Origin of the sequence: Micromonospora sp. NPDC047644 (assembly GCF_040704315.1) — a bacterium.
Taxonomy (GTDB): domain Bacteria; phylum Actinomycetota; class Actinomycetes; order Mycobacteriales; family Micromonosporaceae; genus Micromonospora.
The window spans coordinates 120553-146662 of record NZ_JBEYSY010000008.1; the positions used below are offsets into that span (position 1 = coordinate 120553).

Genomic DNA, 26110 nt, shown 5'->3' on the forward strand with positions numbered 1-26110 from the left:
GACCGATCCGATGACTGTGGTCGAGCAGACCGGAGTACCGAAGACAACACCCTCAGGCCGGCCCCGGCGTCGGCCCAGCCCGCTGGGTAGCAAGTGGACGCCGTACCTGTTCCTGGCACCCGCCGCACTGTTCATCCTCGTCTTCCAGGCGGTACCCCTCGTCCAGGAGGTGTACCTCAGCTTCACCAGGACGAGGCTGCTCAACCCCACCCGCAGTGAGTGGGTCGGGCTCGACAACTTCAACCGGATCTTCGGTGACCCGGAGTTCCACCGCACCCTGCTGATCACCGTCGTCTACGTGATCACCTGCGTGGTCGTCGCGATCGGCGCCGGGCTCGCCGTCGCACTCCTGCTCAACAGGAAGTTCCGCGGCCGTGGCGTGGCTCGTGCGCTGGTGACCGTCCCCTGGGCCGCTCCGGGCATCGCGGTCGCGCTCATCGCCACCTGGATGCTCAACGCGCAGTACGGCATCGTCAACCGATTCCTCGACGCGGTCGGGCTCGGCGTCCCGGGTGGCGCCATCCTCGACAGCCCGCGCTACGCGCTCCCGGCGGTGCTCGCCACGACCATCTGGCAGCTGTTCCCGTTCACCTCCGTGGTGCTGCTCTCCGCCCTGCAGTCCGTACCGCAGGATCTCAACGAGGCCGCGACGGTGGACGGCGCCGGACGGTGGGCCACCTTCCGGGCCGTCACGTGGCAGGTCATCAAGCCGACGGTGGGTCTGTTGGCCCTGCTGATGACGATCTGGTCGCTGCGGCGGTTCGAGCTGATCTGGCTGATGACCAAGGGCGGGCCGGTCGGTGCCACCGAGACGCTCGTCATCGACCTCTACTCGCAGGCCTTCGACTCGAAGGAACTCGGTTCGGCGGCGGCCATCGGCATGGTCGGCGTCGTCATCTCGCTCATCGTCGTCATCGGCAGCCGCCTGGTCGCCCGTGCCGTGGAGAAGGGGGACGTCCGATGAGGCGCTTCCGATTCGGTGTCACCGCACGGATCGTCGCCGTGCTCGTCGTGCTCGGTGTCGCGGTGTTCCCGCTGTACTGGATGTTCGTCACCGCGCTGACCAGCAACGGCGACCTCTTCGCCGACCAGCCCCGGCTCACGCCGGACCTCGGCCAGTTCGGGGTCTTCGTGGACGCGCTCGCTGAGGGCAAGGCCGCCGGCTGGCTGCTCAACAGTCTGATCATCGCCGTCGGCACGATGGTGCTCTCCGTCGGCCTGGGCATCCCGCTCGGCTACGCGCTGTCCCGCTTCTCGTTCTGGGGCAAGGCCGTGCTGACCGTCGTGCTGCTGTTCACGCAGATGCTCCCCGAAGCGCTCATGGTCGTCCCGCTGTTCGCGCTGTTCCGCCGCTTCGAGCTGCTCGACTCGCTGACCGGCCTCGTCCTGGTGAACTCCGCCTTCGTCCTGCCGATCGTCGCGCTGATCCTCAAGGGCGCCATCGACGGCATCCCGAAAGAGTTGGAGGAGGCCGCGCGTGCCGACGGCGCCCGACCCTTCACCACCCTGACCCGCATCAACGTGCCGCTCATCGCGCCGTCGATCGCGGCCACCGCTGTCATCGCGTTCTTCCACGCCTGGAACGAGTACGTGTTCGCCGTGACGTTCATCTTCAACCCGGACCTGCAACCCGCCTCCGTCGGCATCGCCAACTTCATCGGTGAGCTGGGTACACCGATCCAGACGGTGATGGCCGTCGCCTTCCTGTTCACGCTGCCGGCCGTTGCCTTCTACCTGTTGGTGCAGAAGTACGTGGTGTCCGGCATGACCGCCGGCGCGGTGAAGGGTTGAGCCGAACGATGAAGATCGTCTCTGTCGACACACTCGTCGTCGACTTCTACCGCACGAACCTCGTCATCGTGCGGGTCCACACCGACGAGGGAATCGTCGGGCTCGGCGAGGCCACCCTGGAAGGCAAGGAACGTGCCGTCCAGGGCGCCATCGCCGAGCTGGCCGAGGCGGTGGTGGGCCTGGATCCCAGAAACATCTCGAAGATCATCTACGAGACCGCGCGGGACTGGTACTGGCGCGGCGGTCCGGTGATCATGACGGCGTTGAGCTCGCTGGAGATGGCCCTCTGGGACATCTCGGCGCGTGAGCTGGGCGTACCGGTCTCCCGGCTTCTCGGCGGCGCGACCCGCGACCGGGTCCGCGCGTACGCCAACGGCTGGTTCTCCGGTGCCGTCACGCCGGAGGACTACGCGGCCGCCGCGCGCCGGACTGTGGAATCCGGCTTCCGGGGCCTCAAGTGGGACCCATTCGAGAACTACGACCTGAGCATCACCACCGCCCAGTTGGACCGGGTGCTGGCCCAGATCGACGCGGTCCGTGGCGCGGTGGGCCGCGAGGTGGAGCTGTTCGTCGAGGGACACGGCCGCTTCGACGTCCGCCACGCCATCAAGGTGGCGAAGGAGATCGCCCAGTTCGACCCGGTGTGGTTCGAGGAGCCCTGCCCGCCGGACAACCTCGACGCGCTCGTCGACATCCGTCGCGCGTCGCCGGTGCCGATCGCCGCGGGGGAGCGGTGGTACGGGCGGCAGGGCTTCGCGCCGGCGCTGGCCCGCCAGGCGGTCGACTTCGTCCAGCCCGACGTGACGCACGCCGGCGGGATCGCCGAGCTGGCCTTCATCTCCACGCTCGCCGCGACCAGCTACGTGGGCTTCGCGCCACACAACCCGAGCGGTCCGCTGAGCACCGCCGCGACGCTGCAACTCGGGGCCACGTTGCCCAACTTCCGGTACCTGGAGATCATGGCGACCGACGTGCCCTGGCGTCCCGAGATCACCAACGAGCGGCTGGTGCTGACCGACGACGGCGACATCCTCATCCCGACCGGGATCGGCCTGGGCATCGAGGTGGATCTCACAGCGATCGAGCGGCATCCGTTCACACCCCACCCGCTGCGGATGTTCCAGGACGCCGTCTTCGACATCCGTCCCCGTGACGAGCGGTCCTTCTTCAACCTGGAGAGCGACTCATGACGCTGCCACGGCCCCGATGGTCGGCCGCGGACTGGGTCGGTACCGCCGCCGAGGCGTTGCCGGACGACGCCGACAGCGTCCTCATCGGCCGGATCTGGGACCCGTCCGGTGACGGACCCTCACCGGTGACCGTCCGCGACGGCGAGGTCATCGACATCAGCCACCGGTTCCCGACCGTCCGCGACATCTGCGAACTGCCCGATCCCGCCGCGACAGTGGCTGGGCTCGACGGGCCGAGGGTTGGCGACTTCGCCGACATACTGGCCAACACGGGGGCCGCGACCCGCGACCCCAGCCGACCCTGGCTGCTCGCCCCGGTCGACCTCCAGGCACTCAAGGCCGCCGGGGTCACCTTCCCGATCTCGATGATCGAGCGCGTGATCGAGGAGCGGGCACGGGGTGACCTGGCGCTGGCGGCGGACATCCGGCACCGCATGTTCGCCGATATCGGTGTCGACCTGCACAGTCTGGAGGCGGGCTCACCGGAGGCGGATCGGCTCAAGAATCTGCTGATCGCCGAGGGCATGTGGAGTCAGTACCTGGAGGTGGGCATCGGCCCCGACGCCGAGATCTTCACCAAGGGGCAGATCCTCTCCGCCGTCGGCACCGCCGTTCCGGTCGGCGTGCTCGCCGCGTCGACCTGGAACAACCCGGAACCCGAGGTCACCCTCATCGTCCAGTCCAGTGGCCGGATCGTGGGCGCCACCCTCGGCAACGACGTCAACCTGCGCGACATCGAGGGCCGCTCGGCGCTCCTGCTTCCCCTGGCCAAGGACAACAACGCCTCCTGCGCCCTCGGCCCCCTGATCCGGCTCTTCGACGACCGGTTCGGCATGGATCGGGTACGCGAACTCGAGGTGCGCCTGGAGGTTCGGGGCGTGGACGGCTTCCACCTGGAGGCGGTCTCGGAGATGACCCAGATGTCGCGTGATCCCGAGGAACTGGTCCGGCAGCTGATCGGGCCGCACCACCACTATCCCGACGGCGCCGCCCTGATGCTCGGCACCATGTTCGCGCCCATCCAGGACCGGGACCGCCCCGGTGAGGGTTTCACCCACAAGGTCGACGACGTGGTACGGATCAGCTGCCCAGCGCTCGGAACCCTGGTCAACCGGGTGCGGCACGCGGAGGAGTGCGAGCCCTGGCACTTCGGCGTCCGCGATCTCATGGGCAATCTGGTGAGGAGAGGACTGCTGTGAACGTGGTCAACACTGTCGATCCGCGCGACGGTAAGAGTCGCGCGACGGATCTCACCGAGACCGACGAGTCTCGGCTGGAGGTGATCGCCGGCCAGACGTCGGCGGCGGCACAGTGGCTGGCCGCCCGCGGGAGGCTCGGCCGCGCGGAGCTGTTGGACGCGATCGCCGCGTCGCTGGAGTCCCGCCGCGAGGCTCTGGTCGCTGCCGCGGAGGCGGAGACCGGGCTGAGCCAGGCGCGACTCAACGGGGAACTCACCCGGGCTGCGCTGCAGTTCCGGATGTTCGGCGAGGTGCTGCGCGACGGAGCGTACGTCGAGGCCGCCATCGACCACGCCGCCGACACACCACTGGGACCGGGCCCGGACCTGCGGCGGATGCTCGTCCCCCTCGGGCCGGTCGCCGTCTTCGGCGCCAGCAACTTCCCGTTCGCCTTCTCAGTCGCCGGCGGTGACACCGCCGCCGCGCTCGCCGCCGGGTGCCCGACGATCCTGAAGGCCCACCCGTCGCACCCGCTGACCTCGCACGCCTCCGCCGCCGCGATCGAGTCGGCCGTCCGCGACCTCGGCGGGCCCGAGGGTGTCGTCGCGACCGTGTACGGGGAGCAGGCCGGTCGCTCGCTGGTGCGCCACCCGGCGATCCGGGCGGCAGCCCTGACCGGCTCGGTCAACGCCGCCCGCGCCATCCAGGCGGCCATCGACGAACGAGAAGACCCCATTCCGCTGTACGCCGAACTGAGCAGCGTGAACCCGATCGTCGTCCTACCCGACGCGGCCGCCGTTCGGGCAGACCAGATCGCCGAGGGGCTCTTCGGCTCCTTCACGAACTCGGGCGGCCAGCTGTGCACCAAGCCCGGCCTGGCGTTCGTTCCGTCGGATCCGGGTGGTGACGGCCTGGTCGACGCGTTGCGGGCGAGGGTCGACGCGTCGGGTGGGACGGTCCTGCTCAACGAGCGCATCCGGGACGCGTACGAGAACCGGTCCACGGAGTTCGAACGGGCCGGCGCCCGGGTGATGGCGCGGCCCACCGTCGAACCCGGGGAGGGCTTCACCGTGGCGCCGACCCTCCTGGAGGTCGGCCTCGCCGGGCTGAGCGCCGAGATCGCCGACGAGTGCTTCGGCCCGCTCCTGATCGTGGTCCGCTACGACGACGACGCCGACCTCGACGCCGCGCTGGCCGCCGTCCCGCCGTCGCTGACCGGTTCGCTGCACCGCGGACCGGGCGACGACGCCGAGGTCGTCCGTCGACTGGTCGACGTGCTCGCCGCCCGCGCGGGTCGCATCGTCTTCGACGGATACCCCACCGGCGTCCGGGTGTCGTGGGCCCAGCACCACGGTGGACCGTGGCCGTCGACGAACGCCGTGCACACGTCGGTGGGCGCCACGTCGATCCGCCGGTTCCTGCGCCCGCTGGCGTGGCAGGACGCCCCGGCCTGGATCCTGCCCGAGGAGTTGCGCGACGAGTACACCGCCATCTCCCGGCGGGTCGACGGGAGGTTGCAGCCGGCGGTCGAATAACCGCCTCCGCCGGTTTCTCCCGGGCGCGTTTCCGGGCCACCTGCGACTGGCGCGCGAATTCCTCGAAGAATCAATCCGACAGAGAATTCGCGCGCCAGTTGCCCCGGTGTTGCTGAAGCGCGCCCGAATGGTGCGGGCACGATTTTCGATCCAATTTCCGCCTTGACCGTCAATGCAATTCATGGTTGTGTTTTCGACAGGGAACGATGTTAGCGATCGCATCGCTGCATCGCTCGTTACTGGTATCCCTTCACCTCACCATCGAATGGTCGGTCGACCGCTCGGTGCGGTCTGACCACACGCCGAAGAGGGAGCAGGAACATGCCCGTCGCACCTCCCCGTCCCCCGACGCCGGCACCGACACGCCGGCTGCTGCTCGCGCTGCTCGCCGCCGTCACAGTGACGGCCGCAACGGTCGCCGCTCCGGCGGCCTCGGCCGCACCGCCGGCGCCGCTGGGCCCGACCGTCAGCCGCACCGACAAGCCCCCGACCGGATACACAGTCACCTTCCGGTACCGGGCGCCCGAGGACGTCGGGCAGGTCCACGTCTACGGCGACTGGTTCTACTCCCGACCGGAGAACATCGCTTGCCAGGACTGCGGTGACGCGCGACCGCCCGCCGAGTGGCGACCCGGCGACGTCGCGGCCACCCCGTGGCACACCCAGGCCATGCGAAAGGGCCCGGACGGGGTCTGGACCCTCACCACTCCGCTGCCGGCGGGCACCTTCCGCTACGCGTTCACCCACGATTGCGCCAACGAGCTCGCCACCGGCTGCGCCCTGCACGACGACCCCGCCAACCGCTGGCAGATCCAGCCGCAGTACCCGGGAGCGCCCGGCGCGGTACGCAGCACGATCTCCGTCCCGACCAGCAAAAAGTTCCCGACGTACGACACCGGTTACCAGGCTCCGGTCGCCAGGGTCGGCCGGCTGGAGTCCCGGCGGTACACCTCGCCACTGTCGACCAACCCGGCGGGAGTCCACGACATCGTCGTCTACCTGCCAAACGGCTACGACCCCAACCGGGCCACGCCGTACCCGACCCTCTACCTGAGCCACGGCAGCGGCGACCACTCGACCGCCTGGACGATGCAGGGCGTTGCCCACCTCATCCTGGAGAACGCGATCAAGGATCGTGCGGCGCAGCCCATGGTGATCGTGTCCACCGACTTCAACGGCCTCCCCGGTGGCAACGAGGGCTACGTCAACGAACTACGGAACAACATCTTCCCGTTCGTCGAGCAGAACTACCGCGTCTCGACCCGGGCGCAGGACCGCGCGTTCGCCGGCTTCTCGGCCGGTGGCAGCCGGGCGTACACCATCATGTACAACCACACCGACCTGTTCGGCTACCACGCGGCCTGGAGCGCGGGCGGTCCGGCCGCCACACAGGCCCAGGTCGACAGCATGAAGGCGGTGGCCGGCGGCATCATGATCGGCACGGGGTTGCAGGACCGGCTGGGCAACATCGCCGAGAACTCGCAGCGCAACGCCGCTGCCCTGCGTGCCGCCGGCGTCGAGCTGGACGAGTACAACGTGCCGGGCGTGCACACCTGGCACGTGTGGCGTCCGCTGCTGAACCACTACCTGCGTACGCTGACGTTCCGGGCCACCACCACCGACCTCGTCGTCACGACGTCACCAGCGGGCGGCTCCCACCACACCAAGGTCACCGCCACCGCGACAGTCGGCACGGTCAGCACCAGCACGTCGACGCCCTCCGGCACTGTCGACTTCTACGCGGGCGACACGCACCTCGGGTCGGCCCCGGTGCACCACGGCGTCGCCCGGCTGAAGAAGACCGTCCATGGTGAGCTGACCGCGCCGGTGGTCGCCCGCTACCAGGGCGACAGGCTCTTCAACGACTCCCGCAGCACCCCGGTCGACGTCCGGTAGCGGCCGGCTCGACGCCGTACTCCCTGTGGTGGGGAAGCCCCGGCCGCGCGGCCCTGGTGAAGCCAGGGTGTGCGCGGCCGGGGCACGTCCGGGTCCGCTCGTCAGCCGGTCACGGGGTCGTGTCGGTGGCGCGCAGTCGCAGCATGGTCCAGGACGCGGGCGGAAGGGTGAGCTGGACGCTGGCGTCGGCAGCCCGTGCCGTGTCGTTGGAGCACGGCGCGGCGTGGTCCGGACCGTCGGCCGTGTTCTTGGCGTGCAGGTCGGTGCCGCCGACGGTGACGCATTCGACGATGTCGTCGACCCGCGCGCCGGCGACATCGATGGTCACCTCGGCCGGGGTGTCCAGGGCGCGGTTGACGAGGAAGACGGTCATCTCCCCGGTGGTGTCGTCCCAGGTGGAGACGGCATCGACGGCGTCGATCGCACCGAAGCGGTCGGTGGTCGTCGCGCTGCCCTCGCGGAGCACGTCCAACACGGTGCCCTGGGCGTGTCGAGCGGTGCGGGCGAAGGGGTGGAAGATGGTCTGCCGCCAGGCCGGGCCGCCCGTCTCGGTCATGATCGGTGCGATGACGTTGACCAGTTGGGCCTGACAGGCCGCGCTCACCCGGTCGCTGTGCCGGAGCAGGCTGATGAGCAGGCCGCCGACGACGACCGCGTCGGCAACGCTGTAGTGGTCCTCCAGCAGGGGCGGCGCGACCGGCCAGTCCTCGCCGCTCGGGGGCGTGGACGGGGCGGCGGACTGGTACCAGACGTTCCACTCGTCGAACGCGATCATGATCTTCTTGGTCGACCGACGGATCGCCCCGACCGAGTCGGCGATGGCGGTGACGGCGTCGATGTACCTGTCCATGTCCTCCGCCGAGGCGAGGAAGCTGGCCAGGTCGTCGTCGACCGGCTGGTAGTACGCGTGCAGCGAGATCAGGTCGACATCGTCGTACGCCTCGGTCAGCACGTCGCGTTCCCAGCTGCCGAAGGTCGGCATACCGAGGTGTGAGGAGCCGCAGGCGACGAGTTCGAGATCGGGATCGAAGCGTCGCATGGCCTTGGCGGTCTGTGCCGCGAGCCGCCCGTACTCGGTGGCGCTGCGCTGACCCACCTGCCACGGGCCGTCCATCTCGTTGCCCAGACACCACAGCTTGATGCCGTACGGCTCGACAGCGCCGTTGTCGCGGCGCTGGTCGGCGAGGTGGCTGCCACCGCGGTGGTTGGCGTACTCGAGCAGGTCGACGGCCTCGGCGGTGCCACGGGTGCCGAGGTTGACCGCCATGATCGGATCCACGCCGGCCTTGCCGACCCACCGCATGAACTCGTCGAGCCCGAACTCGTTGGTCTCCAGGCTGTGCCAGGCGAGGTCGAGCCGTGCCGGGCGTTTGTCGACCGGGCCGACGCCGTCCTCCCAGCGGTAGGAGGAGACGAAGTTGCCGCCGGGATAGCGGATGGTGGTGACGCCCAACTCGCGCACCAGCGCGAGGACGTCGCCCCGGAAGCCGTCGGCGTCGGCCGTCGGGTGCCCCGGCTCGTAGATTCCGGTGTAGACGCACCGACCCAGGTGCTCGACGAACGAGCCGAAGAGCCGACGTGGCACCGGTGCGACGCGTCGACGGGGGTCCAGGGTCAGGCGGGCCGTGTGCACGCCGTTGTCCGGCGCGCTGTCGGGGTGGGTGTTCAGGGCTGGCTCCCTTCGTGCGGGTCCGACGCGACAGCACTGCTCGAACGCCGGGACCGAGGGGTGGTGGAGGCGGTGTGAGCTCTGGACAACGTGATCGTCTTAGATTACGTTCTCGATCAATGTAAACGTTACCGATTACGTTTACGTAAGGGAACCTGGCACGTGGATCAATGTCCGGCCGCCTCGTCCGCAGCGCGCGGTCGGGCGTCGGCGGCGTGGTGACCGACGAGGCCGAAGGCCAGCTTGTCGCGGTGATTGGGGTGACCGGGTGACCACTGTTGAGCCGGCGGCAGCGACTTCCCGCACGAACTGTCGCGAACACCGGGCGCCGGGCGGGGGAGCAGGTGGTGCAGCTCTACGTCCGCGACCCACAGGCCACGATCACCCGGCCGGTGCTGGAGCTGAAGGCGTTCGCCCGCGTCGAGGCCGCCGCCGGCCAACGGGTGGCGGTGCGGTTCACGCTCCCCACCGGCCAGCTCGGCTTCTACGACCGGAGCATGGCCTACGCGGTGGAGGCCGGGCAGATCGAGGTGTACGTCGGCTTCTCGGCTGCCGACCACACCCATGCCGGCACTTTCGTCGTCGGTGCCGACTCGGACAGGTCGACGTCGAAGGTCTTTACCGGGGCCGTCGAAGTCCGGCAACTGTGATCGTTCACCCGGGTCGGGGAATTGCTCTTGACGGAGCGTGCCGTCCTGTTGTCGACGGGTAGCGTCGGCGCGAAATTCCGCCCCGGTCCGACCCCTGCCGGATGCTGCCGATTGCGTTATCCGCAACGGCATCCGAGGATCACCGGCACCCTCGCAAGCCTCCAGTTAGGACGGTCCATTCGAGGGGTTGGCTGAGGGTGAAGAGGTCTTGTGTTCGCAATACTTCTCCGTTACCTTGGCAACATCCTGGAAACGTAACCGATAACGATTGCAGTCCAGAGAGAGCGGCATGATTGAAGTCAATGCGCCGGTGACGATGAGTGATGTCGCCCGAGCTGCTGGCGTTTCCACCGCCACCGTCTCGCGCGTCGTCAACGGGCATTACGGCGTCAGCGCTCGCACTGTCGCTCAGGTGCGCTCCGCCATCGAGCAGCTCGGCTACGAGTCGAGTCTGGTGGCGACCAGCCTCCGGCGAAGCCGCACCAACGTCCTGGGCCTCGTGGCGCACAGCTTCCAGTCGTACACGGCGGAAGTGCTCAAGGGCGTGATGAAGGCGCTGAGCCGTTCGGGCTTCGATCTGATCATCTACGCCAACAGTGACCTCTACGGATCGTATTCGGAGGGTTGGGAGCAGCGGCACCTGACCCGGCTGTCGGGCACCCTCACCGACGGCTGCATCGTCGTGACGCCCTGGGGCGACATCCGGAGCCGGACGCCGGTCGTGGCCATCGACCCGGTGCGGGGCTCGACGGCGCCCTCGGTGATGGCCGACAACCTCGCGGGCGCCACCACCGCGGTCGAGCACCTGGTCGACCTGGGTCATCGGCGCATCGGGTTCATCGCCGGCCGCGACAGCCTGGCCTCGGCCTGGTCGCGTGAGGAGGGATACCGCGCCGCGCTGACCAACGCCGGCATCCCGGTCGACCCGACGCTCATCGGTCGAGGGGACTTCAACCCGGAGTCGGCGACTCCGTTGGCGCGTGACCTGCTGCGACGACCAGAGCCGCCATCGGCGATCTTCGCAGCGAGCGACGGGATGGCCCTCAAGGTTCTGGAGGTCGCCAGGGAGCTGGGCCTGTCGGTGCCGGGGGACCTGTCCGTCGTCGGCTTCGACAACATCCCGGAAACGGCGTCCACCCAGCCGGGTCTGACCACTGTCGACCAGTCGATGTATCAACTCGGGTACGAAGCCGCGCGGATGCTCAAGTCGCTGGTGACCGGCGAGTGGGACGAGCCGAGCCAGATCGTGCTTCCGACAAGCCTCGTCGTGCGCGACTCGACCGCACCACCCAGGAGCGCGGCACGGCCATGACATCAGCCCACCGGTGCGCGAGCCTGATCGCTTTCGACACAGCGATCACGGCAGGTGCGCCCGTGGCGGCAGCCTGAAGGAGGTGTACGCAGCACGCACGGCCAGGTCCACCGTTGAGTTGAGCCGGTCAGACGGGTCGCATCCGCTGCCGGCGCAGGAAGGGAGTGGAGTGTGGTTACCGGACAGTATCACGGGCGCTTACGCCAGCTAGGCGTACGCCGGCGACTCTCGGCGGCGTTCACCGCCGGGGTCATCGCCGCCGCGGCGGTGCTCCTCGCGCCGCAGCCAGCCGCGGCGGACACGCCGTGGCTGGACGTCTCCGCGGACCGCTACGCCACGTTCGCCGTTCCGGCGGCGTACGTCCAGGAGAACCTGGGCACCGTCTCGCAGGTCGTCGTCGAGGGAAACTTCGGCCCGTCGGCCAGCTGGGCGGAGTTCGGCCTGACCCGTCGGGGTGACGTCTGGTCGGGTGTTCTGGGCGCGTTGGAGCCGGGGCTCTACAACTACCAGCTCACCGCCGACGACACCTTGACCATCAAGGACCCGACGAACAGCACCAGTGTCGCGTCCAACCCGCTCCTGAGCACCTTCCTCGTCGCGGGTGACTCGGCACGATGGCTGCTCGACGCGCCGGCCGGCACCGGTGGAAAGATCGAGACGCTGACCTATCGGGCCGGGAACGCGCAGCGCTCCGCCCTGGTCTGGACGCCACCGGGTTACGCGGCCAAGGGCCCGAAGGGTTACCCGGCGCTCTTCCTCCAGTCGGGTGACGGCGTGGCCGCCACCGACTGGCTCGACCTCGGCCGAGCCAAGCAGATCCTCGACAACCTCTCGGCCGCGAACGCCATCCGCCCGATGGTGGTGGTGATCAACGATGTCGACGGCTCCGACGACAAGGGGTTGAAGGACCTCCGGAAGGCGGTCACCGACAGGTACCGGACCCTTCGCGACCCGGCGCACCAGGCCATCGCGGGCGTGTCCGACGGTGCGACCGACGCGCTGCGGGCCGCGCTCACCAAGCCGGGTCAGTTCGGTCACGTGGGTTGGTTCTCGGGCACGTCGGCGCCGGAGATCGACCGGAAGGACGCCAAGGCGATCAACCGCGGCGTCAAGCTGCTCCGCCTCTACACGGGCAACGTCACCGACCCCGCGCACAACACCACGTACCGGCTGACGAAGGCGTTGGAACGGGCCCACGTCCGCTTCGAGTTCGACGGGGTCAACCCCGACGGCGGCGCGACCTGGACCACGTGGCAGGAGAACCTCGTCGACTTCCTGCCGCGACTGTTCGGCCACGTGCGGGACCACGGCCCGAGCCCCGGTCACCAGCCGCTCAAGCGGGAGTTCACCCCGCCGCCGGCCGGCACCACCCCGACGCCCTTCGTCACCGAGGACGGGTTCGTCACCTTCGAGACGACCACGGACTTTGCTGACGCTCAGCACGTCACGGTCTGGGCGAACGTCGCACCCGGCGGCAGTTGGCTGCGACTGCCACTGACCCGCGACGGTGACCGGTGGCGGGCCACGGTCGGCCCGCTGAAGCCCTGGTTCTACTACTACCGGCTGATCGTGGACCGGGTCGCGGTCAAGGACATCTCCAACCCGACGAAGGTCACCACCGAACCGATGTGGAGCACCTTCCTCATCCCCGGGCCCGGTGCCCGACTGCTGTCGGACGTGCCCGCCGGTCGTGGCGGGACGGTCGAGAGCATGACCTACCCCAGCACGGTGGCCGGCCAGGACCGCACCGCGCTGGTGTGGACCCCACCCGGGTACGACCCGAACCGCGCGCAGCCGTACCCGGTCCTCTACCTCCAGCACGGCGGCGGCCAGAACTACACGGACTGGGTCGAGATGGGCCGCGCCAAGCAGATCCTCGACAACCAGTTCCTCGACGGCGACCTGACGCCGATGGTCGTCGTGATGGGCAACGGCAACTCGTCGAACTTCAACCGGGAGTTGCGGGAGAACATCGTTCCGACGGCCCGTGACCGCTACAACATCTCCAGCGACCCGTCCCAGCAGGCCCTCGCCGGCCTGTCGATGGGCGGCGGGCAGGCGTTCGGGGTGCTGAAGGCGTACCCGGGTGAGTTCGCCTACGTGGCGGCGTTCTCGGCCGGGTTCGGCAGCAGCACCGGCGTCGACGCGGCGGCGATCAACAACGGCACCAAGATGCTGCGCGTGTACGTCGGTGACCAGACCGACTTCGTGTACCCGAGTTTCATGACCTCGCTGACCACGATGGACAACCTCGGTATCCGCTACGAGTTCGACGGGGTCACCCCCGGGCCGCACGGCTGGGACGTGTGGCAGAAGAACCTCATCGACCTGGCGCCGCGTCTGTTCAAGCGCTAGGAGCCGTCTCAGGCGACGCCACCGGGAGCAGGTTTCCTGCCCCGGTGGCGCCCGCCACGGTACGGCTGACCCCTCCGCACCGCCACCCGAAGGGAACCACCTCAATGAAGAGAAGACGGATACTCGCCACGGTTGCCATGCTCGCGGTCGGGACCGGCCTCGCGGCCTGCTCGTCCGACGAGGGCGGCAGCGATGCGAGCAATTGCACGAACACCATCACCAAGAAAGAGTTGCCGGTCGTGACGATGTGGGGTTGGTACCCCAACACCCAACTCGTCGTCGACAACTTCAACAAGCTGAACACCGAGGTGCAGGTCTGCTGGACCAACGTCGGGCAGGGCGGGGACGAGTACGACAAGTTCCAGACGGCTATCTCGGCGGGCACCGGGGCACCCGACGTGATCATGGTCGAGGCGGACCGGATCCCGACCTTCCAGATCCAGGGCGCGCTCGTCGACATCAAGCAGTACGGCTACGACGCGGTCAAGGCCAACTACAGCGAGGGTGCCTGGAAGGACGTGTCGGTCGGTGACGCGGTCTACGGCGTTCCGGTCGACGGCGGCCCGATGGGCATGATCTACCGCAAGGACATCTTCGACAAGTACAAAGTCACCCCGCCGAAGACCTGGGCCGAGTACGAGCAGGCCGCGCAGAAGGTCAAGGACGCCGGTGGTCCGCTCTTCGGGGACTTCGGCGCGAACGTCCCGGCGGTCCTGATGGCGCTCCAGATCCAGAAGGGCGCCAAGCCCTTCACCTTCGATCCGGCGCAGCCGAAGGCGATCGGTGTGAAGCTCAACGACCAGGCGTCCAAGGACGTGCTGGACTACTGGGGTGGCCTGGCCAAGAAGGGCCTGGTCGGCACGCAGAACCAGTTCACCCCGGAGTACATCTCCGGCGTGATCAACGGCAACTACGCGACGTACATCTCGGCGGCGTGGGCACCCGGCTACCTCACCGGCGCGGGTGTCGGCAAGGGCCAGGACACCGGCAAGTTCGCGGTGGCGCCGCTGCCGCAGTGGGACCTGGCCAACCCGGTGCAGGTGAACTGGGGTGGGTCGGCGTTCTCGGTGACCAAGCAGGCGAAGAAGCCGGAGCTGGCCGCGAAGGTCGCCTACGGGCTCTACGCCGACAAGGAGTCGCTCACCGACGGCTGGACCAACCAGGTCATCTTCCCGCTGAACCTCACGGCGCTCAAGGATCCCGCCTTCGTCGACCTGAAGGTGGCGTTCTTCGGCGGCCAGCAGGCGAACAAGGAGGTCTACGTTCCCGCCGCCGACGCCTACCAGGGCGTCCAGTACGCCCCCTTCGGCCAGTACTACCTCGACGCCATGGAGAAGCAGGTCAGCGAGGTCATCAAGGGGTCCGTCACCGGCTCGCAGGCTGCCGACCGGATCCAGGAGGACGTGGCGAAGTACGCCAAGGAACAAGGCTTCACCGTTCAGTGACCGGCTGGGTGGGCCGCGCCAGCACCGGGCGGCCCACCCTCCCCCCAGCGTCCACGTCCCGGAGACCACAATGACATCCCTGACCGAGAAGCGCGCAGCGCGCGCACAGCCTGCGACGCGCAAGATCCGTGGCAAGGTACCCCTTCGCGAGCACCTGATGGGATGGCTCTTCGTCGGGCCGTTCGGGGTCGTGTTCCTGGCGTTCCTCATCGCGCCGCTGACCTACGCGCTGTATCTCAGCCTCTTCCAAAAGAAGCTGATCGGCGGCACCAGCTTCGTTCTCTTCGACAACTACGTGAAGGCGTTCACCGATCCGAGCTTCCTGTCCGGGGCGTGGTTCGTCATCCGCTTCTCGCTCGTCTCGATCCCGGTGCAGATCGTCATCGCGCTCGCGATGGCGCTCATCCTGGACTCGGTGACCACGCTGTTCGCCCGCTTCTCCCGCCTCATGATCTTCCTGCCGTACGCGATCCCGACGGTCATCGGCGCGGTCATGTGGGGGTTCCTCTACAGCAGGGGCTTCGGCCCGCTCACCGACATCTTCGGGCTCTTCGGCGCCACCGCACCGGACTTCCTGAGCAGCGACCTGATCTTCTACGGGCTGCTCAACGTCGTCACCTGGCAGTGGGCCGGCTACTACATGATCATCCTGTACGCCGCCCTGCAGGGCGTCGACCCGACGCTCTACGAGGCGGCCCGGATGGACGGCGCCGGGCGGTGGCAGATCGCGACGCGGATCAAGATTCCGCTGATCGCGCCCGCGCTGATCCTGATCCTGGTCTTCTCGCTCATCGGCACCCTGCAGTTCTTCAACGAACCGCAGATCCTGCGGTACCTCGCCGCGGGCGCGATCGGCTCGGACTTCACCCCGAACATGTACGCGTACCAACAGGCGTTCTCCCTCGCCAACTTCAACTACGGCTCCGCGATCTCCTTCGCCCTGGGCGGGATCGTGTTCATCTGCGTGTACGCCTTCCTGTTCTTCACCCGCAAGCGGAGGAGCTTCCTGTAGATGACCGAGCACACGAGCGTTCGCGCCGGCGCCCGCCGACCGCAGCGCTACCTCCCCCTGCAGATCCTCCTCGGCTTCCTGGTGATCTATTTCCTCGTGCCGTTCTGGTGGGTCATCGTCAACAGCTCCAAGGACGCGCCGGGCCTGTTCGGCGGCGGCAACACCCTCTGGTTCACCGACCAGATCGACTACCTCGGGAACCTCAAGCAGCTCTTCACCTACGACGGTGGCATTTACCTGCGGTGGATTCTCAACTCCACGCTGTACGCCATCGCCGGCGGCATCGGCGCCACGGTCCTGGCGGTGATGGCCGGTTACGGGTTCGCCAAGTACCGCTTCGCCGCCCGACGCTTCAGCTTCGCCGTGGTGCTCGGCGCGCTGATGGTGCCCGCCACCGCTCTGGTCATCCCGACCTTCATCATGTTCTCCGGGCTCGGCCTGACCAACACGGTCTGGGCGGTCATCCTCCCGTCGCTGCTCAACCCGTTCGGCGTCTATCTGATGCACGTGTACGCGCGCGACGCGGTCCCCGACGAACTTCTGGACGCGGCGCGGGTCGACGGCGCGGGGGAGGTGCGGACGTTCATCCAGATCGCCCTTCCGCTGATGCGTCCCGCGGTGGTCACCGTGCTGCTGCTGTCCGCGGTGGCGTCCTGGAACAACTACTTCCTGCCACTGGCCATGCTCTCCGACAACCGACTCTTCCCGGTCACCGTCGGTCTCGGTCTCTGGCAGGGCATCGCGTCCGCGAACAACGCGGGAGGCACCTCGCTGTGGAGCCTCATCATCCTGGGCTCCCTGGTGTCGGTGATCCCGCTGATCATCGCGTTCTTCAGCCTGCAACGACACTGGCGCGGCGGCCTCTCCGTCGGAGGTCTCCGGTAGGCCGCGCCGACGCCACCAGCCAACCCACCACACGCGCATTGATCGCCGCGCAGGACGCGGCCGGACGGATGACAGAGAGGTGTGCTGATGTCGACGACGAATCGACCGCTGCGCAGCGGGGAGTGGTTCGGTGCGGAAGGCCGCAACGGGTTCATCCATCGGTCCTGGATGCGTAACCAGGGGTTCGCGGACGACGTCTTCGACGGTCGCCCGGTGATCGGCATCGCGACCACCTGGTCGGAGTTGACACCCTGCAACGCCCACCTGCGCGACCTCGCCGAGTCGGTGAAGAGGGGCGTGTGGGAGAGCGGGGGCCTGCCGCTGGAGTTCCCGGCGATGAGCCTGGGCGAGCCGCTGATGCGACCCACGACGATGCTCTACCGCAACCTGCTGGCGATGGAGTTGGAGGAGTCGGTCCGGGCCAACCCGCTCGACGGGGTGGTCCTGCTCTCCGGCTGTGACAAGACCACACCCGGTCTGCTCATGGGAGCGGCGAGCGTCGACCTGCCGACACTGATGCTGACCGGCGGCCCGATGCTCAACGGCAAGTTCCGTGGCCAGGACATCGGCTCCGGCACCGTCGTCTGGCGTTTCACCGAGGAGATGCGGGCCGGTCGGATGAGCGCGGCCGACTGCTCCGAGGCGGAGGTCGGCATGTCCCGCAGCCGGGGGCACTGCATGACAATGGGCACCGCCTCCACGATGGCCTGCGTGACCGAGGCGCTCGGTGTGCAACTGCCGGGGGCGGCCGCCGTGCCAGCGGTCGACTCCCGGCGGTACGCGCTCGCGCACGCCGCCGGACGCCGGATCGTCGCCATGGTCGAACAGGACCAACGGTTGTCCACGGTGCTCACCCGGCAGGCGTTCGAGAACGCCGTCCGGGTCAACGCCGCCATCGGCGGCTCCACGAACGCGGTCGTACACCTGCTCGCGATCGCCGGACGCCTCGGCGTCCCGCTGTCGCTGGAGGACTTCGACACCCTCACCGCGGACGTGCCCATGCTCGTCAACCTCATGCCGTCCGGGACGTACCTGATGGAGGACTTCGCCTACGCGGGCGGCCTCCCGGTGGTGATGAAGGAACTTGCTCCGCTGCTGCACATGGACCACATCACCGTCAGCGGCAGGAGCGTGGCGGAGAACGTCGACGCCGCGCAGTGCTGGAACCGGGACGTCATCGCCACCATGGAGGAGCCGTTCCAGCCCGCCGGGTCGGGCACCGTGGTGCTGCGCGGCTCGCTCGCGCCGTCCGGAGCGGTGCTGAAGGTCTCCGCGGCCTCCGCCCACCTCCTCGCGCACACCGGCCCGGCGCTCGTCTTCGACCGGATCGAGGAGTACGTCGTCGCCGCCGACGATCCGGACCTCGACGTCACCCCCGACACGGTGATCGTCGTCCGCAACGCCGGTCCCCGGGGCTACCCCGGCTTCCCGGAGGTGGGCAACGTGCCCATGCCGCGGCGGCTGCTCGCGGACGGCATCACGGACATGGTGCGGATCTCCGACGCCCGGATGAGCGGCACCGGCTACGGCACCTGCGTCCTGCACGTGGCGCCGGAGGCGTCAGTGGGTGGCCCGCTCGCGCTGGTACGCAGCGGCGACCTGATCTCCGTCGACGTCGCGACGCGCCGCCTCGACCTGCTGGTCGACGACGCGGAGCTCGCCGTGCGCCGTGCCGCCTGGCAGCCTCCGAAGCCGGTGGCCGACCGGGGATGGGTGCGGCTCTACAGCGAACACGTTCAGCAGGCAGACAGCGGCGCGGACCTCGACTTCCTCGTCGGTGGCAGCGGCAGCGCGGTGCCCCGTCACTCACACTGACGGCCACGAACGGACGAGGCCCACGAGGAACTGATTCCATGGAAGAACGGATGGCCCGCCAGTGCGAGTTCACACGAAGGCCGCTGTGACGGCGGCCGACCGGCCACCGGTCATGGCTGACGTCGCTCGCCTGGCGGGCGTGTCACACCAGACGGTGTCCCGGGTCATCAACGGCGCGCCCAGCATCAGGCGCGAGACCCGGGAACGGGTCCTGGAAGCGATCCGACGGCTCGACTACCGCCCCAACACGGCGGCCCGCGCGTTGGTTCGGGGGCGGTCCGGGATGATCGGCATCATCGGCACGGCCAGGACGTTGTTCGGTCCGACGAGCATCCATCGCAGCGTCGAGGACGCGGCCCGGGCGGCCGGTTACTTCGCCACCTCGGTGAGCCTGTCCGAGGTGACGGTACGGGCGCTCAGCGACGCCACCGAACACCTCATGCGCGTCGGCGTGGAGGGCGTCGTGATGATCGCCGGCAACGACGAGGCCCTCGAGGTGGTGCGGATGACGCGATCGAGCGTCCCGTTCGTCGTCGTGGAGGGCGACGTGTCCCGGGCCAGCGTGACCGTCGGCGTCGACCAGGTGCTCGGCGCCCGGATGGCCACCGAGCACCTTCTCGACCTCGGACACCGGGAGATCGTGCACGTGAGCGGTCCGCTCAACTGGGCGGAGGCCCGTGCCCGACTCGAAGGCTGGCGTCAGGCGATGAGTGCGGCGGGCCTACGCCCGCCGGAGCCGGTCGAGGGTGACTGGAGAGCGCACAGCGGCTACCTCGCCGGGCTGCGGGTCGACGAGATGCCCGGGGCCACGGCGGTGTTCGCCGCCAACGACCAGATGGCCATCGGTGTGCTGCGCGCGCTGCACGAGCGTGGACGGCGGGTGCCGCACGAGATCTCCGTCGTCGGATTCGACGACGTCCCCGAGGCGCCCTACCTCATCCCGCCGCTGACGACGATCCAGCAGGACTTCGACGCGGTCGGTCGGCGGGCCATCACCGCCGTCACCCAGGCCATCGACGACACGGTGCCGCACCGCCTGCCGCTGGTCGTCCCCAAGCTCGTGGTGCGGCAGAGCACGGCGTCGCCGACAGCCACCTGACCAGCCGACGGTCCGAACCGCGGCGACGGGCGGGAGCCCCAGCCGGTGGCCGGGGCTCCCGCGACGTACGTGGTGCTTCGGGTGATCGAGGTGTTCAGAGGGTGAAGACGAGGGTGGAGATGCTGCGGGCGCCGACGTTGATGGTGGCCTGGCCGCCGTTGACGCTGGTGGGCTGGCTGGCCGCGTTGGCGTTCTGCGAGGTGAGGTAGTGCTCGGCCCGGGTCACGTTCTGCGGGGCCTGGATCACGGCGTTGTTGACCGCGCTGTTGGAGCGGTTGAGGATCACCAGGGTGATCTTCCCGTCACCCTGGTAGGCGGTCACCTCCAGCGGGGAGGCCTTCGAGCTCTTCGTCAGGGCGACCCGCTGGTAGCCGGGGCGCACGTACTTCGCGTACTGCGAGAAGGCGTACCCGCGCTTGAGGGGTGCGCCCGCGACGGTGCCGAACGCCGACTCGCCGTCGCCGATGAAGGAGTAGTAGCGCTTGCCGTACCACCAGATGTAGGCGTTCCAGTTGGCCTCCATCGACTTGTGCACGGTGCGCATGATGTCGTCCAGAGTCTCGTTCCAGACCGCCGCGTTGGCCGGGTTGCCCCAGATGTTGGAGCCGCCACCGTCGGCGGCGTGCAGGTTCCACTCGGTCATCCACACCGGCTTGTTGTGCTGCTGGGCCAGCGAGTACGGCCGCAGCCGGCCGGACTCCTCGGTGCCGTAGAGGTGCCCACCGATGTAGCCGATGTTGTTGCGGGCGGTCGCGTCGTTCAGGGTCGGGTCGGTGAAGTTGTAGTTCATGTTCACCGCCTCGGCGACCATCAGCTTGGTGTTCTGCACCTTCGTGCCCTGGTCGCGGACGAAGGTGCGCAGCTCGGTGCCGCTCCAGTCCATCGAGTCGTAGTCCGGGTGCCAGTCGGGCTCGTTCTGCACCGAGGTGACGTCGATGGGAACGCCCTGGCCACGCATGTACTGCACGTAGCTGTTGAGGTGGTTGGCGTAGTCGTCGTAGTAGTCGGTCCTCAGCTTGCCGCCGTTGACCCGGCTGTTGTTGGTCTTCCACGCCGCCGGCGCGGTCCACGGTGAGGCGAGGATCTTCACGTTCGACCCGTACGACTTCGCCGTCTTCAACGAGTTCACGTGCGTCGCCCACTCGCTGGACTCTGGCGACAACCCGGTCCGCACGATCGACAGCCCCAACTGGTTGGCACCCATCCCGACCAGCGTCTGGGTGTCCGTCGTCGACCAGGCGCTACCCCAGATCGACTGTGCGGCCCCGAACCCGTCGACGGTCTGGTACCTGGTCGCGTTGTTCACAGTGATGTCCGCCGGCCCGGTGGGGGGCGGTGGGTCGGTCGGCGGCGGAGTCGTCGGCGGCGGGGTCGTCGGCGGCGGGGTCGGCTCGGTGCCACCGGTGCAGCCCACCCCGTTCAACGCGAAGATGGTGGGATCGGGGTTGCTGCCGGTCCAGGATCCGTTGAAGCCGAACGACACCGTCCCGTTGGTCGGGATGGCCCCGTTGTAGCTGACGTTCCTGGCGGTGACCGCGGTGCCGCTCTGCGTCAGTGTCGTGTTCCAGGCCTGGGTGACGGTCTGGCCGGCGTTGTAGTTCCAGGTCAGCGTCCAACTCGTCACCGCGTCACCGAGATTGGTGATGGTGACGTTCGCGCCGAATCCACCCTGCCACTGTGACGACACGCTGTAGTTCACCCGGCAGCCGGCGGCTGCGGCTCCCGCCGGCACCGCCACCGCGACCCCGGCCGACGCCAGCAGGACGGCGCCGGCCGACACCAGGGCGACGTTCGTCGCTCTTCTGCTTCTTCTCACTGAGACTCCTCCTGAACTGGTGGTGGCATCCATGCCTCGGGAGGGCTCGTCGGTGGCGAGTGTGAGCGATGGTCGGACGGTGGGTGGTTGGGAGCGCTCCCAGACGCTTGATGCAGAAAGTTAATTCGTCCAACGATTCCTGTCAATGCAATCCGTCCGGGGTCGGCGGCCACATCAGCGGCCGCAGGCGCCGCACGGGCTGCGAGTGCGCAGGTGATAGTCGGTGGACGCGACGAGCAGACCCAACCCGATGACGAGGTACGCCGACATCGCCACCCACAGGAACGCGTCGGAGAACTCGCTGGGCGAGCCCGTCGTCACCTGCACCATGCCCATCCCGAAGTAGGCCACGATGCCCGCGCCGAGCCCGAAGCCGGGCACCAGGAGCACAAGGCGAGGGACTGTCCGTCCGGCGAGCAGTGGAACCCACCACGGCCAGACCTCGCCCCACTGATGCGCCAGTGCCAGCGGCAGCAGCACTCCGGCCAGCACCAGGCCGATCTCCAACCCGAGCAGGGAGGCGCTCTGGTCGACGCTGTCGAACCCCACCACGAACTGGGCCGCGAAGCGGGTCACGAGACCGCCCACGGCGACCCACGCGGCCCAGCGCGCCCACCGTGCGGGTGCTGAGCGCCGCGTACCCGGTCGGACCGTCCGGCAGCAGGCCGGGCAGTCGCCCCGGGTGCGCCGCTGATAGCGCCCCGTGGCCAGGGCGAGCAGCACCGCTCCGGTGACACAGGCGAGCCGGCTGACGAACGCCAACGGGTCGAAGAACGGGCCGACGGTGAACAGCAGGAAGCCCACCAGCTCCGGCAGCAGGATCGCGGCCGCCGCGACCAGCGCTCCAGCGACGGCCCAGGCGAGCCCCGCAAGTGCTGGCCGCCAGGTCGCCACCTGGTCCAGGGCAACCGCCAACCCGCCCGCGGCCGCGCACAACGCCACCGACCACCAGCCGGTGAAGCCGAGCAGGTCCAGCCCGAGCCGCCCGAACTCCGGCGCCTCGCCGACCGTCCAGGCCAGACGCACGCCCCCGTATGCCACGGCCCAGCCGAGCACCGCGTACGTCAGGCCGTGGACGGTCCTCCCGGCGATCCGTGTCGATGTCGTCATGGACCGATCCTGCCGGCGTCCCAGGGTGGGTGGGACCCGCTGGCAGGGGAAGGCACTCCCTCGCAGGGGGGAGTGCCGACGGCGCGGGCGGCGGGCGGACCCGGGGCGGTGCTGGCTATCCGGCTTGTGCCTCCGCGAGCGCGACTCCGGGCCAGACCGCGCCCGGCCCGAGGGCGGGGGCGACCTTTCCACTTCAGCATGGCGAGAATGTCAAGCAGCTCGGCAACCCGAGGAATGATCGGCAGCAGAGATAAGTTGTCTGACAAACGATAGGTAGAAAATATGATGGATTGATCAAACGATTGCGTGGATGGTGAAGCGATGTCGGACTACGGACACGAACTCCGGTTTGGGGCGTTTTTGACGCCCAGCGTGCACGACCCGGACCGGGTGGTGGCGCTGGCCGAGCAGGCCGAGGCCGCAGGGCTGGACCTGGTCACCTTCCAGGACCACCCCTACAACGCGGAGTTCCTCGACACCTGGACGCTGCTCAGTTGGGTCGCCGCCCGCACACAGCGGCTCCGGATCTCGGGGAACGTCCTCAGCCTGCCGTTGCGCCCGCCGGCCGTGCTGGCCCGGGCCGCGGCGAGCCTGGACCGGTTGTCGCACGGCCGATTCGAACTGGGCCTCGGCGCGGGAGCGTTCTGGGACGGGATCGAGGGGATGGGAGCTCGTCGGCTGACCCCGAGGCAGGGGGTCACGGCTCTGCGGGAGGCGATCGATGTCCTGCGCGGTGTCTGGGACGACACGGCCGCCGGCCCGCTGCGGCTGACCGGGGAGTACTACCCCGTACCCGGCATGCGGCGCGGCCCGAAGCCGGCCCATGACATCGATATCTGGCTCGGCGCGTACCAGCCGAAGATGCTGGCCCTGACCGGACAGAAGGCCAACGGCTGGCTGCCGACGCTGGAATACCTGCGGTCCCCGGACCGGGTGACCGCCAACCGGCTCATCGACGAGGCGGCCATCGCCGCGGGCCGCGAGCCCCGGGAGATCCGGCGGCTGCTCAACCTGTTCACCGTCGACGTCTCGTCGCGTAGCCGCGGCTTCCTCCAGGGTCCTGTCGCGCAGTGGGTCGACCAGCTCCTTCCGCTGGTCGTCGAGGAGGGGTTCAGCACCTTCCTGATCGGCCGTGACGACCCGCGCCTCATCCAGACCCTCGGGCAGGAGATCGCCCCCGCGCTGCGGGAGGCGGTGGCCAGGGAGCGCACCGGCGCCGAGGTCGGCGGTGCGCCGGTCCGCACAACCGTCGCGCTGGCCCAGCGGCACCCCGCTCTCGACTACGACGCGCTGCCCCCGTCGCTGGTCAGCAACTCCGTCGAGCCCGGTGACACGGAGTACGAGCGGGTGCGCCACACCTACAGCCGGCACGGGTCGCCGGCCCTGGTGATCCGTCCGCGGAACGCCGCCGAGGTGGTCGACGCCGTGTCGTACGCCCGGACGCAGGACGTCCCCCTGTCGGTACGCAGCGGCGGGCACGGCATCAGCGGCCGGTCGACGAACGACGGGGGAGTCGTCATCGACATGTCGAGGATGAACAGGGTCCAGGTGCTCGACCGGGCGACCCGTCGGGTGCGGCTGGAACCGGGTGCCCGGTGGGGAGACGTGGCTCAGGCGCTCGCCCCGCACGGCCTGGCCGTGAGCTCAGGCGACTACGGAGACGTGGGCGTCGGTGGTCTCGCCACCACCGGCGGCGTCGGATACCTGGCGCGCAGGTACGGCCTGACCATCGACCATGTCGTGGCCGCGGAGATCGTCACCGCGGACGGCCGTCTGCTCCGCGTCGACGACGAGCACCACCCCGACCTGTTCTGGGCCGTCCGGGGCGCCGGCGGGAACTTCGGTGTGGTCACCGCGCTCGAGCTGGAGGCGTACGAGGTCGACAACGTCGTCTACGCGCACCTTGTCGCGGACGCGACCGACACGGCCGGACTGCTGCTCCGGTGGGGCCGGTTGGTCGAGGACGCGCCCCGGGAGTTGACGAGTTTCCTCTCCCTCTTTCCCGGCCGCCGTGGCAACCCACCGGCTGCCCAGGTGACCCTCGTCTACGCCGGTGACGATGTCGAGGCGGCGCAGTCCGCCCTGAGTCCGTTCCTGGAGATCGGGCCGATCCTCGACCAGCAGGCGCAGCTCGTGCCGTACCCGGCGATCGTCGTGCCGCCGGGCAACCAGCATCGGGGGCAGGGGCTGGAGGACACCCGCAGCGGTCTGTTGCACCACGTCACGCCGCAGGTGGCCGACCTCATGGACCACATGATCCATTCCGGTGACGTGATGATCGTGCAGGTGCGGTCCGTCGGTGGGGCGGTCAACGACGTCGCCAGCGACGCGACCGCCTACCCGCACCGGCAGCAGAACTTCTCGGTGCTCGCCGCCACCGTCGGGGAGCGCCGGCCTCAGCTCGACAAGCTGTGGGCCGAGCTGTACCCGCACCTCGACGGCCTGTATCTCAGCTTCGAGAGCGACACCGATCCGGCTCGACTGCTGGATGCCTGGCCCGAGCCCACCCTCGGCCGCCTGCGTGCCATCAAGGCCAGCTACGACCCGGACAACGTCTTCAACCGGAACTTCCCCATCCCACCGGCCGAGGCAATCGGCTAGAGGTTGCCGGACAGGTACTCGCGGCGACGCTGCGGTTCGAACTTCTCGATCGCGTACCGCAGCATCACCCGTGGCATCACCCGGTAGCGGCGGGCGAGGAAGTCCTCCTCCGCCGCTCTGTCCCGGTTGCCGACCTCGCGCAGCATCCAGCCCACCGCCTTGCGCACGAGGTCGTGCGGGTCGTGCAGGAGCCGGTCGCCGAGTCGGAAGGTCCACTCGAAGTCGCCGGCCTTGATGAAGGCGAAGGTCGCCATGATGGCGGTGCGCCGTTCCCACACGAGGCTGGACTCGGCCAACCGGTCCAGGACGTCCCGGTCCCTGTGGATCAGCCAGGGGCCGACGATGTACGGCGCGGACGAGTCCACCAGGTCCCAGTTGTCGATGCTGCTGGTGTTGGCCAGGACGGTGCCGAAGATCTGACCCCGTTCCTGTTCGTCGCCCTTGGCGAACTTGCGCACCAGGATGAGCAGCGAGGTCAACCGTTCCTCGTGCGCGCCCTCGGTGAGCAGCTTCGTCGTCTCGGCCAGCGACAGGTCGCGCCAGAACCGGGCAACCAGCTTGCGTTGGTCGGGCACGGAGACACCGAGGGCCCGATCGCCCTCGCCGTACCCGCCGGGAACCATCTGGAGGAACCGGCTCGATGCCTCCGCGCGACGGGGGTCGGCGAGGCGGGCGAGTTCCCGACGCACGTCGGCGCTGGTGACCATGACCGCCCACGCTACCCGGGGCCGGCCGGCATCGCGTGGACGTC

The 26110-nt window shown here is 68.9% G+C and carries 19 protein-coding genes; 15 read left to right on the forward strand and 4 right to left on the reverse strand.

The features are described 5' to 3' along the window. The first annotated feature begins 10 nt into the window (after positions 1-10). The 6 genes from AB0877_RS15115 to AB0877_RS15140 all read left to right on the forward strand — a co-directional run bounded on the left by AB0877_RS15115 (position 11) and on the right by AB0877_RS15140 (position 7590). Positions 11-964, forward strand: a complete 954-nt coding sequence (locus AB0877_RS15115; RefSeq protein ID WP_357227439.1) for a sugar ABC transporter permease — start codon at positions 11-13, stop codon at positions 962-964. Then, positions 961-1791 (forward strand): carbohydrate ABC transporter permease, encoded by an 831-nt coding sequence (locus tag AB0877_RS15120; protein WP_366609156.1) that lies wholly within the window; start codon positions 961-963, stop codon positions 1789-1791. Before AB0877_RS15115 ends, AB0877_RS15120 begins: the two co-directional genes overlap by 4 nt. Before the next feature lie 8 nt (positions 1792-1799). After that, positions 1800-2981, forward strand: a complete 1182-nt coding sequence (locus AB0877_RS15125; protein ID WP_366609157.1) for a mandelate racemase/muconate lactonizing enzyme family protein — start codon at positions 1800-1802, stop codon at positions 2979-2981. Then, the gene (locus tag AB0877_RS15130; RefSeq protein WP_366609159.1) at positions 2978-4180 is read left to right on the forward strand and encodes a fumarylacetoacetate hydrolase family protein; all 1203 of its coding nucleotides are present in this window, start codon (positions 2978-2980) and stop codon (positions 4178-4180) included. The genes AB0877_RS15125 and AB0877_RS15130 overlap by 4 nt, the downstream gene beginning before the upstream one ends. Further along, complete coding sequence (locus AB0877_RS15135; protein ID WP_366609160.1) at positions 4177-5694, forward strand: aldehyde dehydrogenase family protein; 1518 nt, start codon at positions 4177-4179, stop codon at positions 5692-5694. Before AB0877_RS15130 ends, AB0877_RS15135 begins: the two co-directional genes overlap by 4 nt. A gap of 321 nt (positions 5695-6015) precedes the next feature. Beyond that, positions 6016-7590: an alpha/beta hydrolase-fold protein gene (locus AB0877_RS15140; RefSeq protein WP_366609162.1), complete on the forward strand. Its 1575-nt coding sequence runs from the start codon at positions 6016-6018 to the stop codon at positions 7588-7590. A gap of 109 nt (positions 7591-7699) precedes the next feature. Here the strand turns inward: AB0877_RS15140 and AB0877_RS15145 are convergent, their stop codons facing one another. After that, positions 7700-9223: an alpha-N-arabinofuranosidase gene (locus tag AB0877_RS15145; RefSeq protein WP_366609164.1), complete on the reverse strand. Its 1524-nt coding sequence runs from the start codon at positions 9221-9223 to the stop codon at positions 7700-7702. A gap of 383 nt (positions 9224-9606) precedes the next feature. On the opposite strand from AB0877_RS15145, the gene AB0877_RS15150 reads away from it, so the two are divergent. From AB0877_RS15150 to AB0877_RS15185, 8 genes are all read left to right on the forward strand, one after another. Next, positions 9607-9909, forward strand: coding sequence for a fibronectin type III-like domain-contianing protein (locus AB0877_RS15150; protein WP_366609165.1), 303 nt, complete (start codon positions 9607-9609; stop codon positions 9907-9909). 289 nt (positions 9910-10198) lie between these two features. After that, a complete protein-coding gene (locus tag AB0877_RS15155) occupies positions 10199-11221 on the forward strand; it encodes a LacI family DNA-binding transcriptional regulator (protein WP_366609167.1) in 1023 nt (340 codons plus the stop codon). Between the two features lie 171 nt (positions 11222-11392). After that, positions 11393-13576, forward strand: coding sequence for an alpha/beta hydrolase-fold protein (locus AB0877_RS15160; RefSeq protein WP_366609168.1), 2184 nt, complete (start codon positions 11393-11395; stop codon positions 13574-13576). A 104-nt stretch (positions 13577-13680) separates the two neighbouring features. Next, the gene (locus AB0877_RS15165) at positions 13681-15021 is read left to right on the forward strand and encodes an extracellular solute-binding protein (RefSeq protein ID WP_366609169.1); all 1341 of its coding nucleotides are present in this window, start codon (positions 13681-13683) and stop codon (positions 15019-15021) included. A 70-nt stretch (positions 15022-15091) separates the two neighbouring features. Further along, complete coding sequence (locus tag AB0877_RS15170; RefSeq protein WP_366609170.1) at positions 15092-16033, forward strand: sugar ABC transporter permease; 942 nt, start codon at positions 15092-15094, stop codon at positions 16031-16033. Continuing rightward, positions 16034-16918 (forward strand): carbohydrate ABC transporter permease, encoded by an 885-nt coding sequence (locus tag AB0877_RS15175; protein ID WP_366609172.1) that lies wholly within the window; start codon positions 16034-16036, stop codon positions 16916-16918. It abuts the gene before it with no gap. 87 nt (positions 16919-17005) lie between these two features. After that, positions 17006-18733, forward strand: a complete 1728-nt coding sequence (locus AB0877_RS15180) for an IlvD/Edd family dehydratase (protein ID WP_366609173.1) — start codon at positions 17006-17008, stop codon at positions 18731-18733. Between the two features lie 112 nt (positions 18734-18845). Then, on the forward strand, positions 18846-19832 hold the full coding sequence (locus AB0877_RS15185; RefSeq protein WP_366609174.1) for a LacI family DNA-binding transcriptional regulator: 987 nt from the start codon (positions 18846-18848) through the stop codon (positions 19830-19832). A gap of 94 nt (positions 19833-19926) precedes the next feature. Here AB0877_RS15185 and AB0877_RS15190 read toward each other — a convergent pair whose 3' ends face one another. Continuing rightward, a complete protein-coding gene (locus tag AB0877_RS15190) occupies positions 19927-21648 on the reverse strand; it encodes a cellulose binding domain-containing protein (RefSeq protein ID WP_366609175.1) in 1722 nt (573 codons plus the stop codon). A 174-nt stretch (positions 21649-21822) separates the two neighbouring features. Next, a complete protein-coding gene (locus AB0877_RS15195) occupies positions 21823-22758 on the reverse strand; it encodes a hypothetical protein (RefSeq protein ID WP_366609176.1) in 936 nt (311 codons plus the stop codon). A gap of 321 nt (positions 22759-23079) precedes the next feature. On the opposite strand from AB0877_RS15195, the gene AB0877_RS15200 reads away from it, so the two are divergent. Then, complete coding sequence (locus AB0877_RS15200) at positions 23080-25359, forward strand: LLM class flavin-dependent oxidoreductase (RefSeq protein ID WP_366609177.1); 2280 nt, start codon at positions 23080-23082, stop codon at positions 25357-25359. Here AB0877_RS15200 and AB0877_RS15205 read toward each other — a convergent pair. Then, entirely contained in the window at positions 25356-26066 is a 711-nt protein-coding gene (locus AB0877_RS15205) for a DNA alkylation repair protein (protein WP_366609178.1), read from the reverse strand. The two genes, AB0877_RS15200 and AB0877_RS15205, sit on opposite strands and share 4 nt — an antisense overlap. Positions 26067-26110 lie beyond the last annotated feature (44 nt).